Consider the following 16355-nt stretch of genomic DNA (forward strand, 5'->3'; position numbering starts at 1 on the left):
CGGGGCGCCGTGCGCGGCAGACCGCCCGCCCGTCTCAGCTCTTGCTGATCGCGGCGTCGTACAGGGCCTTCTTGCTCACCCCCGCCGCCTCGGCGACCTCCGCCGCCGCCGTCTTCATCCGCTCGCCGTCGGCCACGCGCTGCCTCACCTCGGCCACCAGCGCCTCGATCGGCGGGGTCTCGCGGACCTCGGCGGGCGCCAGCACGACGGTGATCTCGCCGCGCACGCCCTCGGCCGCCCACTCGGCCAATTCGCCGAGCCCACCCCGCCTGACCTCCTCGTAGGTCTTGGTCAGCTCCCGGCACACGGCGGCGCGGCGGTCCGGGCCGAGCACGTGGGCGGCGTCGGCGAGGGTGTCCGCCAGCCGATGGGGTGATTCGAAGAAGACGCACGTCCGGGGCTCTTCGAGCAGGGCCGCGAACCACCGCCGGCGTTCGCCCTGCTTGCGCGGCGGGAAGCCGTCGAAGCAGAAGCGGTCCGACGGCAGGCCCGACACGGCCAGCGCGGTCGTCACCGCGGACGGGCCGGGCAGGCACGTGACCCGGATGTCCTCCTCGACGCACGCGGCCACGAGCCGGTAGCCGGGGTCGGACACGCTCGGCATGCCGGCGTCGGTCACCAGGAGCACCGTCCGACCGTCCCGCAGCGCCTCCAGCAGGCCGGGCAGCCGGGCCGTCTCGACCTGGTCGTAGAAGCTGACCACCCGCCCGGACGGCGTGACGTCGAGGGCCGAAGCGAGCGACCGCAGCCGTCTGGTGTCCTCCGCCGCGATCACGTCGGCCGCGCCCAACGCCTCCACCAGGCGTGGTGACGCGTCCCGGACGTCGCCGAGCGGAGTAGCGGCCAGCACCAAACGGCCTGATCCAGATACAGGTCTCACGCCTCTCACCCTACGATCGTGCGCGTGAGCCTGATCGCACCGCAGTCCGCAGACGACGTGGTCGACGCCGGCGACGTGCCGCCGACGAGCCCGCCACCGGGCAACGACCGCGAACAGCGGGCCCGCCAGCTCGAACCCGGGAGGATGAGCGACGCCCTGAGGGGCTGGCTCATCACGCTGACCGTGGCGTTGATCGGCGGTGTGGTGCGGTTCTGGAACCTCGGGTTCCCGACCGACAAGGGCACCCCGGTCTTCGACGAGAAGCACTACGTGCCGCAGGGCGCGCAGGTGCTGCGCAACGGCGGGTACGAGGACAACCCCGGCTACGAGCTGATCGTCCACCCGCCGCTGGGCAAGCAGCTCATCGCGATCGGCGAGTGGCTGTTCGGCTACGACGGCGTCGGCTGGCGGTTCGCGTCGGCCGCCGTGGGCACGTTGACGATCCTGCTGGTGGTGCGGATCGCGCGGCGGATGACGCGGTCGGACCTGATCGCGGCGATCGCGGGCGTGCTGCTGATCGCGGACGGCATGAGCCACGTGCAGTCGCGGATGGGGATGCTGGACGCGTTCCTGACGTTCTTCGTGGTGGTGGCGTTCGCCTGCCTGGTGGTGGACCGGGACCAGGTGCGGTCGCGGCTGGCCGAGGCGGTGCGCGAGGGCTGGGTGACGAACTCGCCGTACGGCCCGTGGCTGGGTTTCCGCTGGTGGCGGTTCGCGGGCGGGGTCGCGCTCGGACTCGCGTGCGGCGTGAAGTGGTCCGGCCTGTGGTACATCGCGTTCTTCGGCGTGCTGTCGGTGTTCTGGAGCGCGCTGGCGCGTCGTGCGGCGGGGGTGGAGCGGCCGTGGCTCGGCGCGTTCGCGAAGGACCTGCTGCCGTCGCTGTTCGCGCTGCTGGTGATCCCGATGCTGGCGTACCTGGCGACGTGGTGGGCGTGGTTCGCGTCGGAGACGGCCATCGACCGGCACATCGCGGGCACGAAGATCCCCGAGGACGGCTGGATCCCGGCGCCGCTGCGGGCGCTCTGGTACTACAGCGGCAACGTGCTGGACTTCCACACCAAGCTGGTGACGTCGGAGACGAACCGCCACCCGTGGGAGTCGAAGCCGTGGACGTGGCCGATGGGCCTGCGGCCGATGCTCTACTACTTCGAGGGCTCGGTGCAGGGCTGCGGCGGGCCGAGCTGCGTCGGCGCGATCATGCTGATCGGGACGCCCGCCCTGTGGTGGCTGGCGTTCCCGATGCTGGCGTGGGCGATGTGGCAGTCGATCGCCAAGCTGGACTGGCGGTACGCGGCGGTGCTGGTCGGCTACGGCGCGGGCTTCCTGCCGTGGTTCCTCAACGTCGACCGGCAGATGTACTACTTCTACGCGATGCCGATGGCGCCGTTCCTGGTGCTGGGCATCGCGCTGGCGCTGGGCGAGGTGCTGGGCAGGCGGACCGACGGCAAGGAACGCCGCGGCACCGGCCTGCTCGCGGTGGCGCTGTACGTGGGCCTGGTCGTGGCCAACTTCGTGTGGCTGTGGCCGATCCTCAACGGCATCCCGATCACCCCGGAAGTGTGGGACGCCCAGAAGTGGCTTCCATCCTGGAACTGAGCTCGGGGCCGTCCTGCGAGGACGGCGCGGTGGAGACGAGGGCCGGAGGAACGTCGACAGGCGGTGCGAAGACCTCCTCCGGCCGGATCCGCGGCGGTGCGGCCGCCCACGGCTTGAGGTTTTGCACGACCTCTTCGTAGAAGCTCGTGACGGCGCCGAGCACGGAATCGATGAACGAATTCCGACCGGTGCCGCGCTTGCTGCCCAGCGGCGCGGAATTGGCGACCCGGAATCCGCGGATCTCCTTTGCCGGGTCCACCACCAAGGCCATCGGATCGCTCTTCACGGTGCGCAGCAGCTCCGACGCGCCCGCACCGCGGCCGTGCAATGCGAATGCCTCGAGGCGGACGGTTTCGGGGGCGTCCTTCAACTGCCGGACCAACCAGTTGACCCGGGTGGTCGGCCGGCCTTCCCGCGGCCCGTCGAGGTCGACGTGGCACGAGACCCGCCCGGCTCGCAGGTCGGCGGTCACCTGGAGCACGCCGACCGTGCCGGGGATGTGGACACCGGCGGTCAACCTGCCCTCGGCGACGAGTTGACCGACTTGCTTCGCGACCCGGGTCTGCGGCTCGGCCAGCTCCTTGCGGGTCAGCGCCGGCGTCACCTCCGCACCGAGCCGTCGGCCGAGTTGGAGGCACGCGAACCGCACGAGGGCGTCGAAGCGCAGCGCGACCTCGGGCGCGGTCTTGTCGGTCGCCCGCAGCGTGCCGGCCTGGATGGACTCGCGCAGCGGCACCCACGCGGGCCCCATGTCCTCGAACGCCATCGCGCCTGATCGCGGGTGTTCGAGGTAGCGGATCAGCTCGCCGAGGATCCACGCCTGATCGGTGTCCGCGACGCCCCGGTGCTCCTTCTGCATCACGGCTTCGCACAGCACCTCGGTCCACGACCAGTGGTGCAGGGCGACCTTCTTGAGCTTCCGCCGGTCGACCGCCGCGGGGTGCCGGCCGGGCAGCGCGGGGATCTCGTTGGAGATGGTGATCACCGCGTCGAAACCCCGGTCCCGCGCGACGTCGAGGTAGTTCTCGATCTGCTCGACCTGCAACTGGTTGGCGCCGGTCTTCACCTCGACGAGCGCCGTCCACGACCGCTGACCGCGCACCACGCGGATCAGCCCGTCGGGGATCACCTTGCGGCCTTCGAGCTCGAACGGGACCTCGATGAACGTCTGCACGGCGGCGGCGGGCGCGCCCAACGGCTGGGTGAGCGTTCGCCCGAATTCGCGCACCGCGGACATCACCGCCAGCAATGCGGAAGTCGCCCGTCGTTCTTGTTCATCCGCCCCGTTGATCCCCGAAGTGGGAATCAACCGGGCGGCGTGCCAGCTTTCCTCGGACGACACGACCCACCTCGCTGACTTTTCTGTTCATACGGATCAACGCGTAGTTCGGCCGACGGGAGGAGTCCGTTACCCGGAAACATCGCCTTCACCCGTTCGACGCAGCCGACCGCGACCGGGAGGTCAGTCGGGCAGCTCGGTGAGCACGGGGTTGCGGATGCTCTCGTAGATCACCGAGCTGCGGAAGCTGATGACCTCGCGGCGTTCGCTCAGGCGGTCGATGAGGAACGCGTGCAGGTGTTCCAGGTCCGGCACGGCGAGGTGGATGAGGAAGTCGTCGTCGCCCGCCACGACGTACATCGCGGTCACCTCGGGCAGGGCGCCGATCGCCGCCTTGAAGTTGGCGATCACCGCACGGCTCATCGGGCGCAGGCGGGCGGCGACGAAGGCTTGGACGGGGCGGTTGAGCGCGCTCAGGTCCACGTCCGCGTGGTAGCCCTTGATCACCCCACGTTCGCGCAGCGCGCGCACGCGTTCCAGGCACGTCGACGGCGCGACGCCGAGGCGCCGGGCCAGCTCGCGGTTGGTCAGCCGCGCATCCAGTTGCAGATTCCTGATGATCGCCGAATCAAGTTCGTCCACGTCCCGATCATGGCAAACGTCGCCGAACGAAGTTCGGTGACCCTGGATCCAGTCATTCAGATGGGTAAGTCTGGGCGCAATCCACCGAACGAACGGACCGGACGTGCTGCCCACCAAACTCGCCCTGATCCTGCGTGACGACCTGCCGCCCAACCTCGCCGCGAACGCCGCCGTCGTCCTCGGCCTCACCCTCGGCGCCCGCCTGCCCGACCTGCTCGGCGACGACGCCGAGGACGCCGGCGGCGCCCTGTACCTCGGCCTCAACACCCACCCGGTGCCGGTGCTGACCACGTCCGCCGACCACCTCAAGGCCCTGCACCGCGCCGACGGCGTGCTGAAGATCGGCTTCACCGAGGTCGCCCGCCGCTCCCGCGCCTACCCCGAGTACCTGGAAGCCCTCGCCCGCACCGAGGACCCGGACTTCGTCGCGGTCGCCCTCTACGGCCCGCGCGCCGAGGTCACCCGGCTGACCCGCAAGCTCCCGTTGATGGCATGAGGCTCACCGCGATGTACGTGGGCGCGGTGCTCGGCCCCGGCGTGCTGGTGCTGCCCGCCCTGGCCACCGAGGCCGCCGGGCCTGCCTCCGTCCTGGCGTGGGCGGCGCTGCTGGCGTTGAGCGTCCCGATCGCGGTGTCGTTCGCCCGGATGGGTGAACTTCACCGGGGCGGCGTGGTCGGGTTCGTGCGCACGGCGTTCGGCGAACGGGCCGCGCGGCCGGTCGCGTGGTGGTTCTACCTGGTCGGCGTGCCGTTCGGGGTGCTCGGCGGCGCGCTGGTCGGCGGCCGCTACGTCGCCCACGCGCTCGGCGGCGGCGACCCCGCGGTGATCGGGGTCGTGCTGCTGGCCGCGGCGTTCGCCGCCAACTACGCGGGGCTGCGGGTGTCGGCGGGCGCGCAGGTCCTGCTGGTCGGGCTGCTGGCGGTGCTGCTGGCCGTGGCCGTCGCGGGCAACGTGCCGGCCGTGTCGCGCGAGGACTTCGAGCCCTTCGCGCCGCACGGGTGGCTCGCCGTCGGGCACGCCGCCGTGGTGCTGTTCTTCGCGTTCTCCGGCTGGGAGGCGGCGGGCAACCTCGCCGACGAGTTCGGCGACCCGCGTCGGGCGACCCGGCGGACGCTCGCCGTCGTCACCGTCCTGTACCTGGGGCTGGCGGTCACGACGGCGGGCACGACGAGCGACGTCCCGCTCGCCGACCTGCTGGAACGCGTGTTCGGGCCGTCCGCCCGGCTGGTCACGGCGGTGGCCGCGACCCTGCTCACGTTCGGCGCGATCAACACCTACCTGGCGGGCGGCGCGCGCCTGGGCGGGCGGCACGGCCTGACCGGCTTGCTGGTGCTGTGCGCGGTGCTCACCGCCGTGACGCTGCGCCTGCACGTCGAGCTGGACACGTTGATGCGCGTCGCGTCGACCGCGCTCGCGGCGGTGACGGCGGCGGGACTGGCCGCCGCCGTCGCACTCCTCCGCAGCCGCACGGCCGCGTTCGCCCTCGGCTGCACCGCGCTGGTGCTGGTCTTCTCGGGCGCGCTCCTGGCCGTGCCGCTGGTGATCGGGGTCGCGGCCCTGGTCAGCGCACGGGTCGCGGCGGCGGTTCCGGCCGGTCGATCATCCTCGTGACCGGTCCTTCCTTGCTCAACCCCGCCTGCGAGAGCCACGCGCTCAGCTCGGTGCGGATCGCGCCCAGCGCCGGCCGCCTGGCCGGGTCGGCGTCCAGCGCGCTGGTGAGCAGCCGGGCGTGGGCGCTGTGCTGCGGCAGCTTCACGCACGGCTCGCCCTGCGCGGCGGCCATCAGCGAGGAGATCGGGTTCTCCCTCGACCCGCGCGGCGGGTGGCCGGTGAGCGCGTAGCTGACCGTCGCGGCCAGCTGCCAGGCGTCCGACGCCGGGCTGGCCGCCTCGCCGCGGGCGGTCTCCGGCGCCAGGAAGTCGGGCGTGCCGACCATCATCCCGGTGGCGGTGAGCGTGCTGTCGCCCTTCGACCTGGCGATGCCGAAGTCGATCAGGTGCGCGGTGCCCTGGGTGTCCACGATGACGTTGGACGGCTTCACGTCCCGGTGCAGCACGCCCTGCTCGTGCGCGGCGGCCAGCGCGTCCGCCATGTTCACCCAGAGCCGGGCGGCGAGCGTGTCGGCGAGCAGACCGCTGTCGCGCACGACGTCCGACAGCGGCTGGCCGTCGATGTACTCCATGACGATCGCGAGGCCGTCCGGGTCCTGCACGATGTCGAACACGCGCACGCAGTTCGGGTGCCGCACGGCGGCCAGAGCGCGCGCTTCGCGCAGCATCCGCTGCTCGGTGTCGTTGTCGGGCGCGTGCGCGAGCTTCACCGCGACCGTGCGCGCCAACTGCTCGTCCACGGCCAGCCACACCGTGCCGAACCCGCCGCGGCCGAGCTGGCGGATCCGCCGGAACCGGCCGCCCGCCGGGTTCCACACCTTGCCGGAGTCGGGCGTCGGCGTCGGCACCGGCGCGCTGCTGCCGCCGCCGGGGCCGAACGGCAGCGGACCGGGCGTGTCGGCCAACGGCGCGGGCTGCTCCGGCTTGGTCGGCCTCGGCGCCTCCACGGGCACGTCGGCGACCCGCGTCGGCGGGTAGTGCCGTGCCGGCGGTGTCGGCCGGTAGGGCGGGACCGGCTGGTACGGCGGGATCTGCGCGGGCTGGTAGGGCGGCGGCTTCTCCACCTTGTAGGGCGGCGGCTGGTGCGGCTGGCGCGGCGGCTGCGACGACGACTGCCGCGGCTGCTGGGACGCGGACGACGACTGGTGCGGCTGCTGGGACGACGGCGGTGGCGTTCTCGACACCGCGGGTTGCGGGCTCGGGTTCCCGCGATCGCGACCGGGGCGGTTCAGCATGGCGGTAGTCAACCCGAAAACCCGCACGACGAGGGAGCCCAACACCGCGATCGGGAAGAACCCGAGCAGCAGGTGGCCCACCAGCGTGACCGGCAGCGCGGACGTGGACAGCAGCAGGACCAGGAACGGCGGCCAGAACACCCGGCGCGGCCAGTTCGGGCCGAGCCGGAACGCCGAGCCCGCCTGGAGCATCACGAACAGCAGGCAGAGCAGGGCGAGCAGCGCCGTCGCACCGGCGAAGACCACGTCCGGCACCCCGGACCGGCCGGTGATCGCGGTGATGATCGGGTCGGTGCCGATCAGGTAGTCGTACTGGGTGGTCACCATGCACGGCGACCCGTCCAGCGACTCCGTGCCCGGCAGCGCGCGGGTGCGCAGCAGCTTGTAGGTGGCCGAGAACGCCATCCACGGCAGCACCAGCGTGCTGACCACGCCGAGCACGGCGAAGATCGCGCCGGTGAACGGCCCGTAGGAGTTGCCGACCACGCGGCGGACGGTGATCGACAGCAGCGCGGCGACGGTCGGCAGCACGCCGATCAGGGCGCCGAACGCGGTGACGGTCCACGCCCAGTCGCCGGGGCAGAGGGGCACACCTGACCAGCCGTGCAGCCACGCCAGCAGCGACTCGGCCAGCTCCACGACCCGCACCACCCCTTCTCGTCGCCTCTCAGGGTACGGGTGCGGGCCACACCGACAGCGCCGTCCGGGCAACATCGTGCAGTTCAGCCCGCGTGGCGCCGTCCCGGGCGAGCGACGACATGCCCCGGACGGTGGCGGCGACGAACACGGCGAGGCGGTGCGCGTCGGTGCCCGAGGGGAGCACGCCGGTCGCGACGTCGTGCCGGATCTTGGCCTCGACCGCCTGTCTCGCCTGGTCACGCGGGCCGGTCAGCTCGGGTGCACTGAGGATCAGGCAGCCCTTGGGCCGGTCCGGGGTCGTGTACTCGATCGCGGCCTCGGTCAGGATCCGTTCGACGGAATGACGTGCGGTGGGCTCCTCGTCGAGGGCGCGCGCGGTGAACGCGCCGTAGGTCTGCTGGTAGCGCGCGACGGCTTCGGCGAAGAGGGCCTGCTTGTCGCCGAACGCGGCGTAGAGGCTCGGCGGGTTGACGCCGGTGGTCGCGGTGAGGTCGGCGACGGAGGTCGCCTGGTAGCCGTCGCGCCAGAAGGCGCGCGTGACCTGGTCCAGCACGTCGTCCCGTTCGAACCCGCGTTTGCGCCCCACCACGGCGCTCATTCTATAACGTCCGCTACAGTTCGCTTTGTGTAGTGGTCGTTACAGATTGGAGTGCTGGTGAAGACGGCTTTGGTGACCGGGGCGAGTCGTGGGATCGGGCGGGGGATCGCGTTGCGGTTGGCGGCGGACGGGATGCGGGTGGTCGTGCACTACGCGCGGGACGACGACGCGGCGCGGGCGGTGGTGGAGCAGGCCGGCGGTGGGGCCTTCGCGGTGCGGGCGTCGTTGCCCGCGGAGCTCGACGCCCTGGTGGCGGCGCTGCCGCCGTTGGACGTGCTGGTGAACAACGCCGGGATCGGGTTGCCGGCGCCGATCGAGGACGTGACACCCGAGGCGTTCGACGCGGTGTTCGCGGTGAACGTGCGGGCGCCGTTCTTCCTGGTGCAGCGCGCACTGCCGCTGCTGCGGGACGGTGGGCGGATCGTGAACATCTCGTCCGGGGCGACGCGCATCGCCATGCCGGTCGGCATCGCGTACTCGATGACGAAGGGGGCGCTGGACACGTTCACGCGGACGCTGGCCCACCACCTGGGGCCGCGCGGGATCACCGTCAACACCGTCGCGCCGGGGGTGGTCGACACCGACGCGAACGCGTCCTGGCTGCGCGGGGACCCGGCGGCGGAGGCGGCGATGGCGGCGCGTTCGGCGTTGGGGCGAATCGGTTACGCGGAGGATATAGCCGACGTGGTCTCGTTCGTGGCATCGGAGAACTCGCGGTGGATGACGGGAGCGTGGCTCGATGCGACAGGAGGCGCCCACTTGTGACGTGACCTCGGCGGGAAGGGGCCCGGCCCACAGGGTGCGAGCCGGGCCCCGCGCGTGCGCTTGCCGCTAGCTCACGCGCGCTCCCACAAGGCGGGCACCGTCGGCGGATCCCAGCCTGGTTGGGACGTGTGCCCCTGCAAGCACCTGTACCCGACGCCGTCGTACGTCACGAGGGAGCCGGTCGTGTACGCGACGCCTGGCTGCCAGGTGGTCTGGCCGGGGTCCGTGGTGGTCGTCGTGGTCGGCGAGGTGGTGCTGGTTGGCGTGCCGCCACTGACGATCAACTGGAGGCCGTAGACCTGGAGGATCTCGTTGACCGGCTGGAAGTAGATCGTCCCGCCGGACGTGCAGTTCCCGGAGCCACCGGAGGTGACGCCCTGCGCCTGGTCACCGGTCAGCCACGAGCCGCCGGAGTCGCCGGGTTCGGCGCAGGCGTTCGTGCGGGTGAGGCCGGTGATCGTGCCTTCGGGGTAGGTCACGGAGGTGTTCTTCTGCTGGATGGTGCCGCAGCGCCAGCCCGTGGTGGAGCCGGAGCGGCAGACGGAGGCGCCGACCGGCGCTTCGGTGGAACCGGCGACCGGCACCGTGCCGGGGTAGCGGTTGACCAGGGGGCGGCCGGTGTTGCCGGCGGCCGTGCGGACCCAGGCGTAGTCGTTGCCGGGGAAGCTGGAGCCGGCGAACGTGCCGCTGGGCTGGGTCGTGGTCGCGCCCGTGCGGCCGCAGTGCCCGGCGGTGACGAAGCCACCGTTGACCGCGAACCCGACCGAACAGCGGGAGCCGCTGCCGATGTAGTAGGCGTTGCCGCCGATCACGTCGATCAGCGGGCGCGGCTCCTCAGTGGACCGTTCGATCCGGACGTCGGTCTCGGCCAGACCGCTGGCGTGCGCGAAGGCTTTCGCGGCGGCGGTGTCGCGGGCGAGGACGACCACGGTGTTCGTGGGTGCGTCGACGTACCAGCCGGGCACGGACCGGGGTGCGCTGCGCGCGTTCCGGTCGAGCTTGTCCTTCAGGGCGTCGAGCTGGGCGAGTGACCGCGGCACCACCGTGGCCCGCGCACCTTCCGCCTCGACGGTCTGGATCTGGGACGCGGCCGTGACGCCGACGACGAGTCGGGTGGCGTCGGCGTCGAGCCAGGCCCCCGCGAAGCCCGGGCCGAGCCGTGCCTTGAGCGTGCTCTCGGTCCGCGCCGCGACCGCTTCGCGTTCGATGCGGGCACGGGCCTGGTCGGGGGTCAGGTGGAGGTCGCGCGCCATGGCCGCGACCATGCCTCCGTCGACGGCGAGTTGTTGCGGTGGTGGACCCGCGTTCGCGGTGGTGGCCAGCGCAGCTGCCAATCCGGCAGCGCTCAAGACCGCCACGGCGACCGCGGCGACGCTACGTCGAGTCATCCGCTTGTCTCCTTGCAGGGGTGGTGACACGGGATGCGGGGCCGTTGAACCCGACGCTAGCCGGCCAAACCGCCGGGCGGATATGCCAGTCAAGTCATAACGCCACGTTATGGTCCAGTCCAATCCCGATCTCCACCCCCTCATTTCCGCACCTCACCGGCCACCAACCTCACACCCACCACTCACAACCCACACACCCCCCACCGCCCAACACCCCCACCTACACCCGCCCCCCACTACCGCCGCACCGCACCGCTACCGCCGCACCGCACCGCCCGCAAACGTTTGCCACCCACCGCGAGCACCCCCGCCAGCGCGCACAGTTCAACCCCGGCCAACGCCAATCAACCGCCGCAAACGCGGCAGCCGCAAGCACCACCGACCGGCGCTGAAGCTCGGCGATCACGCGACAGCCCAGCCAAGTACGCGGCGCCGCGGCGGCGAGCCCACGGACGCGACGGCACGCGCCGAGCAGCACACGGCGGCGAGCCCACGGGACGTGACGGAAGTCGGCGAGCAGCACAACGGCGGCGAGCGGTAGGAGCGGCCCCAAGCGGCCGACGGAAAGGCGCCCCACGGCAGAGGAGGCGGCGACCCGGTGCCGCGCCGAGCCCCAGTGGACCGAGCGGATCCAGCGGGAGGCGGCGGAAGGGGGCGGCGCGGCGGCGGGCAATCGCGCGACCGGATGGCAGGGCCTGTCGATGCGCGGCGCGGGCCAGGCGGGCGGGCCAGGCGGGCAGGCGACTGGCTGCGGGGCGGCCAGGGCGGGGCGGGCAAAGGGCTGCGGGGTGGCGGGATCGGCGGGAGCGGGGTTGTGGCGGGATCGGCGGGGGTGGTCGTGATGGGTGGGCGGGTGGGCGGGTGGCTGGGTGGGCGGAGGGCTGGGGTGGTTCGGGGGTCGGCCTCTCGTTCTAACCGAGGTGCGGGGACGGTGTTTTCGTACAGTTTTGGGCGATGATCACTCGAAGGTGTGACGGGTTAGCAGACGCAGAACTCGTTGCCCTCCGGGTCGGCCATGACGACGTGGTGGTTCGGATGCTCCTTCACCATGCTGCCGCCGGCCGCCACCAGCTGCCCCACCATGGCCGTGATCGCCGACCAACGCTCCTCCTCCGCCACCTCCGAACTCACCCGCACGTCCAAGTGCAGCCGGATCTTCTGGGTCTTCGGCTCCCGCACCTGCTGCAGGAACAGCCTCGGACCGACACCGGCCGGGTCGTGCAGCCAGGCGCCGTCCTCCTGATCATCCTCCGGATCGGCGAACTGCGCCGCCCACTCCTCCCTCGTCCGGAACGGCGGGGGCGGGGGTTCGTCGTCGTAGCCCAGGGCCAGTTTCCAGAACGCCGCCAGCTCGCTCGGGTGGTGGCAGTCGAGGGCCAGCCCAATGGTGTGCGCCATGCCGCGACCGTAGCCCCGGGGTCCGACAGTTTCCGGCCGGAGCGCTCACAGCAGGCTGAGCTGGGTGCCCTTCCGCTTCCGCCGCGGCTGGGTGTCGCCGAGCTGGTCGTAAGCCTTCAGCGCCGCCAGGAACGGAGACCGGGGTCGCCCCGCCGCGTGGCTCAGGAACAGGTGCCGCTGCGCCCGGGTCATCCCGACGAACAGCAGCCGACGCTCCTCGTCCACCGCCTCCACGTCGTCCGACCCCGGCCAGCGCAACGGCAGCAACCCGTCCTCGCACCCGACGATGAACACCACCGGGAACTCCAAGCCCTTCGACGCGTGCAGCGTGAGCAGCGAGATCCGGTCGGCCCGCGGATCCCACGTGTCCACCTCCACCCCCAGCGCGAGCGCCGTGTGGAAGCGCTCGAAGTCGGCCCCGCACTCAAGGGCCAGAGGTTTCAGCAGCTCGTACGCAGTGTGGTCGTCACCCGCGACGGCACGCACGCGCGCCAGCACGGTGGCGCCGGCCGCGAACTTCAGGTCGTGGGCGATCCGCGCCACCCCGGGCCGGTCCGCCAACCGGTCGTGCGAGCGCTTCTGGAACGGCAGACCGGACTGCGTCAACGCCTCCACGAGCGCCCGCGCCTGCCGATCCGTCCGGTACAGCACGGCGAAGTCCGAGAATCCGAGCCCCTGCGTCCCGTCGCCCACCACCCGCCCGCTGTCGAACGCGTGGAACGACGCGCCGCCCAGCACCTGCTCGATGGTCCGCGCCACGAACCCCGCCTCGGCCGCCTCCGACGACGCGTGGTGCACGCCGATCGGCGCGTCGCCGTGGTCCACCATGGGCCGCAGCTCCCGCCCCGGCACCAGCGACGACGGCGAGATCACCTCCAACGCGCCCGTCACGACCGCCGACGACGACCGGTAGTTCCTGGTCAGCTGCACGGTCCGCGCCGCGGGGAAGTCCTCCCGGAACCGCAGGAAGAACCCGACGTCCGCGCCGCGGAACCGGTAGATCGCCTGGTCCGGGTCGCCGATCGCGGTCAGGTTGCCGTCCGGCGGCGCGAGCAGCCGCAACAGCCGGTACTGCTGCTCGTCCACGTCCTGGTACTCGTCCACCGACACCCACCGCCACCGCGCCCGGTAGCCGGCGACCAGCGCGGGCGACTCCTCCAACAACGCCAGCGGCAACGTGATCAGGTCGTCGAAGTCCACCAGGTCCTGCGCCCGCAACGCCTTCTTGTACCGCGCGTCCCCGGCGACGATCAGCGCCCGTGCCGCCTTCTCCTCCGCGACGACGGACAACGCCACCGCCAGCTGCCGATCCGGGTCCGCCACCCCGAACGACGCCGACAACCCGAAGTACGCGCCGTGCTCGCGCAGGATCAGCACCCCGAGCGAGTGGAAGGTCGCGATCGTCAACTCGCCGACGGCACCCGGCGCCAACAGGGCCAGCCGTTCCGCCATCTCCTCCGCCGCACGCCGCGTGAACGTGATCGCCAGGCACTCCGACGCCGGCACGCCCCGTGACGTCACCAGGTCCGCGATCCGGTGCGTCAACGTCCGCGTCTTGCCCGTGCCCGGCCCGGCGATGATCAGCAACGGCCCGCCGTCCACCTCGGCCGCCGCCCGCTGCTCCGGGTCCAGACCGTCCAGCAACGACGAACCACCCGACTCCCGAACGGGCGCGGGCTCGACGACAGGCGCAGCCACGGGCGCCGGCCGAGCACGCTCCACAGTGGACGGCTCGGGAGCGGCGTAGTCGAACAGGGCGAACGCCGAACGCCGCCGCTCGAGCTCCCCCGGCTCGAACACCCGGATCACGCCGTACTCGCCGTCGTACCCCGAGTCGCGCACCACCTCACCGCGCCGCAGCCGCGTCACCGCCTCGGCCAGCAACGGCGAGTGCACGGCGATGTCGTCCACCGGCACGTCCTGGAGGATCACCAGCTCCGGCCCGAGCGCCGCGGTCAGCTTGTCGATCTCCGCGACCACCTTCTTGCTCTTCGGCCCCGTCCCGACGATCTCGCTCATGATCTCCGGCAACGGCACCAGGCTGGTGAACCCGGCCGCGCCGGCGGGCCGGTGGCCGTGCGGCCGGTCGGCCAGCTCCGCCACCCGGCTGAGCACCCCGACCGTCAACGGCTTGCCGCACTCCGGGCAGATCCCCCGGTGCGCCAGCGTCTCCTCGGGCTCCATTCGCACGCCGCACTTGCGGTGCCCGTCGACGTGGTACTTGCCCTCCTCCGGGAAGAACTCCAACGACCCGGCGAACCCGTCTCCGGTCTCCAGCGCCGACCGCACCGAGTAGTAGTCCAGCTCGGTGTCGAACACGGTCGCCTCACGCCCCAGCGCCGGCGGCGAGTGCGCGTCGGAGTTGCTGACCAGCCGGTAGCGGTCCAGGCTCGACACCCGCCAGTTCATCTCCGGGTCGGACGACAGGCCGGTCTCCACCGCGAAGACGTGCGACGCGAGGTCGACGTAGCAGTCCTGGATCGCGTCGAACCCGGACTTGGACCCGAGCACCGCGAACCACGGCGTCCACACGTGCGCGGGCACGAGGTAGCCGCCGCACTCCAGCGTGATCTCCAGCAGGTCGCGCGAGTCGAGCCCGAGGATCGGCCGACCGTCCGACCCGAGGTTGCCGATCTTGGCCAGCCGGGCGTTGAACCGCGCCGCCGACGACAGGTCGGGCATGTAGACCAGGTGGTGCACCTTGCGGGTGCGGTCGCCGCGCTTGTAGATGGTGGAGATCTCCACCGAGAGCATGAACCGCACCGGCGCGGCGGCCAACGACGGCGGCAGCCGGCGGTCGATGTCGCGGTCGAGGTCGTCGCGCAGCCGGTACAGCCCCGGCGACGCCTCGACCAGGCTGGACGTCAGGTGGTCGTACCAGGCGGGGTGGGTGAAGTCGCCCGTGCCGACCAGCGAGATCCCCTTGCGGCGGGCCCACCAGGTCAGGTGTTCGAGGTCGCAGTCACGGCTGCAGGCCCGGGAGTACTTGGAGTGGATGTGGAGATCCGCCACAAAGCGCACCGGCCACAGCCTAGTGAGTGATCGACACCGAGCGGGCGCGAGGTCGCGTCGAGGCCTCATCGCAACGTGACGGCCTTGTGGGAGCACGACATCGAGAGAGATCCCCACGGAAAGTGATGACGAATCCTCACGATTGCCGCATTCCTTAGTCCGATCGAGCTAATTGAGCCCGCTTTCGACTGCGTTGCGTAACAACTGGCGGCGCACACCGAATGTCCCACCGCAGAGCAGGTTCGGGGTGGACGGAAGGCGGATCACTTGAACAAGATCACACGGGTGGCGGCGGCGCTGGTCGGCGCCGCTGTCGGGCTGGGACTGGCGGTCGCCGTGGCGGCGCCCGCGAGCGCGGCGGTCGCCGACGGCTACTACAAGCAGCCCTTCGACCCGACGGTGTGGCGCGTCGTCGGCGGCAACGCCCGCGCCATCACCTACGACGAGTGGGCCGCCGCCGGCTTCCCGCAGCCCGCCGCCTCGCCGACGGACTACGTGAAGTACGCGTGGTCCCCCACCGTCTACGCGGTCACCTTCTGGGGCGACCCCCAGTCGACGTGGGACTGGGACCGGCTCACCGAGTCCCAGTGGCGGGCGTCGGGCAGCCCCGCGCCGCGCAACGCGGGCTGGATCGCGGGCAGCTACTACTACCAGTGGGGCACGTCCAACGAGCTCTTCGTCGAGGGCGAGGACGGGGTGAACCACAAGCTCACCTACGGCGAGTGGTCCGCCTCCGGCTTCCGCGCCTTCGACCCGCGGTCCAACGAGGGCTTCCAGAAGCTGTCCTGGGCGCCGAACATCATGCGGATGTCCAACCTGGCCACCGGCGCCGGCTACTCGATCGGCTACGAGGAGTGGCGGGCGGAGGACTTCCCGACGCCGCAGGTCGTGCGCCGCGTCGCGAACGACCACTTCTACAAGTACGGCACCGCCCCGACGATCTACTACCAGGGCCCCGCGTTCCACCGGCCCGTGAGCTACGCCGAGTGGGTCGGCGCGGGCAGCCCGGCGCCGGAGGTCCGCGCGCCCGGGAACCCCGGCAACAGCAAGGACTGCTCGGACTTCGCCACCCAGCGCGACGCCCAGGCGTGGTTCGATCTCTACTACCCGTACTACGGCGACGTCGCGCAGCTGGACAGCGACAACGACCGCATCGCGTGCGAGTCCCTGCCGTAACGAGCACGGCGTGACGAGCGCGGAAGCGGCCCCCGCCCGAGACCTTGGGTTCTAGTGGTCGTCGCAACACCCCAGTTGGGGAGTTGTGGTGGATTTCGAGATCCGGGATCGGTCGGTCAACCTGGGCGGTCGGCGTC

The 16355-nt window shown here is 71.7% G+C and carries 13 protein-coding genes; 5 read left to right on the plus strand and 8 right to left on the minus strand.

From position 1 onward, the window contains the following. Nucleotides 1-34: 34 nt before the first annotated feature. Complete coding sequence (rsmI, locus tag ACZ7GX_RS35360; RefSeq protein ID WP_498783315.1) at nucleotides 35-880, minus strand: 16S rRNA (cytidine(1402)-2'-O)-methyltransferase; 846 nt, start codon at nucleotides 878-880, stop codon at nucleotides 35-37. A 24-nt stretch (nucleotides 881-904) separates the two neighbouring features. Here rsmI and ACZ7GX_RS35365 point away from each other — a divergent pair, with 24 nt between their 5' ends. After that, the gene (locus tag ACZ7GX_RS35365) at nucleotides 905-2476 is read left to right on the plus strand and encodes a dolichyl-phosphate-mannose--protein mannosyltransferase (RefSeq protein WP_498783317.1); all 1572 of its coding nucleotides are present in this window, start codon (nucleotides 905-907) and stop codon (nucleotides 2474-2476) included. Here the strand turns inward: ACZ7GX_RS35365 and ACZ7GX_RS35370 are convergent. Next, entirely contained in the window at nucleotides 2427-3713 is a 1287-nt protein-coding gene (locus tag ACZ7GX_RS35370; RefSeq protein ID WP_498783319.1) for a hypothetical protein, read from the minus strand. The two genes, ACZ7GX_RS35365 and ACZ7GX_RS35370, sit on opposite strands and share 50 nt — an antisense overlap. Nucleotides 3714-3938: 225 nt before the next feature. After that, the gene (locus tag ACZ7GX_RS35375) at nucleotides 3939-4397 is read right to left on the minus strand and encodes an Lrp/AsnC family transcriptional regulator (protein WP_498783321.1); all 459 of its coding nucleotides are present in this window, start codon (nucleotides 4395-4397) and stop codon (nucleotides 3939-3941) included. 103 nt (nucleotides 4398-4500) lie between these two features. Between ACZ7GX_RS35375 and ACZ7GX_RS35380 the strand changes: the two genes are divergently transcribed. Both ACZ7GX_RS35380 and ACZ7GX_RS35385 read left to right on the plus strand, forming a co-directional pair. Beyond that, on the plus strand, nucleotides 4501-4893 hold the full coding sequence (locus ACZ7GX_RS35380; protein WP_498783323.1) for a DUF2000 domain-containing protein: 393 nt from the start codon (nucleotides 4501-4503) through the stop codon (nucleotides 4891-4893). Continuing rightward, complete coding sequence (locus tag ACZ7GX_RS35385; RefSeq protein ID WP_498783324.1) at nucleotides 4890-6008, plus strand: APC family permease; 1119 nt, start codon at nucleotides 4890-4892, stop codon at nucleotides 6006-6008. Before ACZ7GX_RS35380 ends, ACZ7GX_RS35385 begins: the two co-directional genes overlap by 4 nt. Here ACZ7GX_RS35385 and ACZ7GX_RS35390 read toward each other — a convergent pair. Together ACZ7GX_RS35390 and ACZ7GX_RS35395 are read right to left on the minus strand one after the other, a co-directional pair. Continuing rightward, nucleotides 5959-7893, minus strand: a complete 1935-nt coding sequence (locus tag ACZ7GX_RS35390; RefSeq protein ID WP_498783326.1) for a serine/threonine-protein kinase — start codon at nucleotides 7891-7893, stop codon at nucleotides 5959-5961. The genes ACZ7GX_RS35385 and ACZ7GX_RS35390 overlap by 50 nt on opposite strands. A gap of 16 nt (nucleotides 7894-7909) precedes the next feature. Continuing rightward, the gene (locus ACZ7GX_RS35395) at nucleotides 7910-8479 is read right to left on the minus strand and encodes a TetR/AcrR family transcriptional regulator (RefSeq protein WP_498783328.1); all 570 of its coding nucleotides are present in this window, start codon (nucleotides 8477-8479) and stop codon (nucleotides 7910-7912) included. Between the two features lie 57 nt (nucleotides 8480-8536). On the opposite strand from ACZ7GX_RS35395, the gene ACZ7GX_RS35400 reads away from it, so the two are divergent. Further along, nucleotides 8537-9244: an SDR family oxidoreductase gene (locus ACZ7GX_RS35400; RefSeq protein WP_498783329.1), complete on the plus strand. Its 708-nt coding sequence runs from the start codon at nucleotides 8537-8539 to the stop codon at nucleotides 9242-9244. Nucleotides 9245-9315: 71 nt separating this feature from the next. Here the strand turns inward: ACZ7GX_RS35400 and ACZ7GX_RS35405 are convergent, their stop codons facing one another. The 3 genes from ACZ7GX_RS35405 to ACZ7GX_RS35415 all read right to left on the minus strand — a co-directional run bounded on the left by ACZ7GX_RS35405 (nucleotide 9316) and on the right by ACZ7GX_RS35415 (nucleotide 15051). Continuing rightward, on the minus strand, nucleotides 9316-10632 hold the full coding sequence (locus ACZ7GX_RS35405; RefSeq protein ID WP_498783331.1) for an alpha-lytic protease prodomain-containing protein: 1317 nt from the start codon (nucleotides 10630-10632) through the stop codon (nucleotides 9316-9318). A 978-nt stretch (nucleotides 10633-11610) separates the two neighbouring features. Then, complete coding sequence (locus ACZ7GX_RS35410) at nucleotides 11611-12030, minus strand: VOC family protein (RefSeq protein ID WP_498783333.1); 420 nt, start codon at nucleotides 12028-12030, stop codon at nucleotides 11611-11613. 45 nt (nucleotides 12031-12075) lie between these two features. After that, nucleotides 12076-15051, minus strand: a complete 2976-nt coding sequence (locus ACZ7GX_RS35415) for a UvrD-helicase domain-containing protein (protein WP_498783335.1) — start codon at nucleotides 15049-15051, stop codon at nucleotides 12076-12078. A gap of 258 nt (nucleotides 15052-15309) precedes the next feature. On the opposite strand from ACZ7GX_RS35415, the gene ACZ7GX_RS35420 reads away from it, so the two are divergent. Continuing rightward, nucleotides 15310-16218: a hypothetical protein gene (locus ACZ7GX_RS35420; RefSeq protein WP_498783337.1), complete on the plus strand. Its 909-nt coding sequence runs from the start codon at nucleotides 15310-15312 to the stop codon at nucleotides 16216-16218. Nucleotides 16219-16355 lie beyond the last annotated feature (137 nt).

This window comes from Actinosynnema sp. NPDC037264 (genome assembly GCF_055603705.1).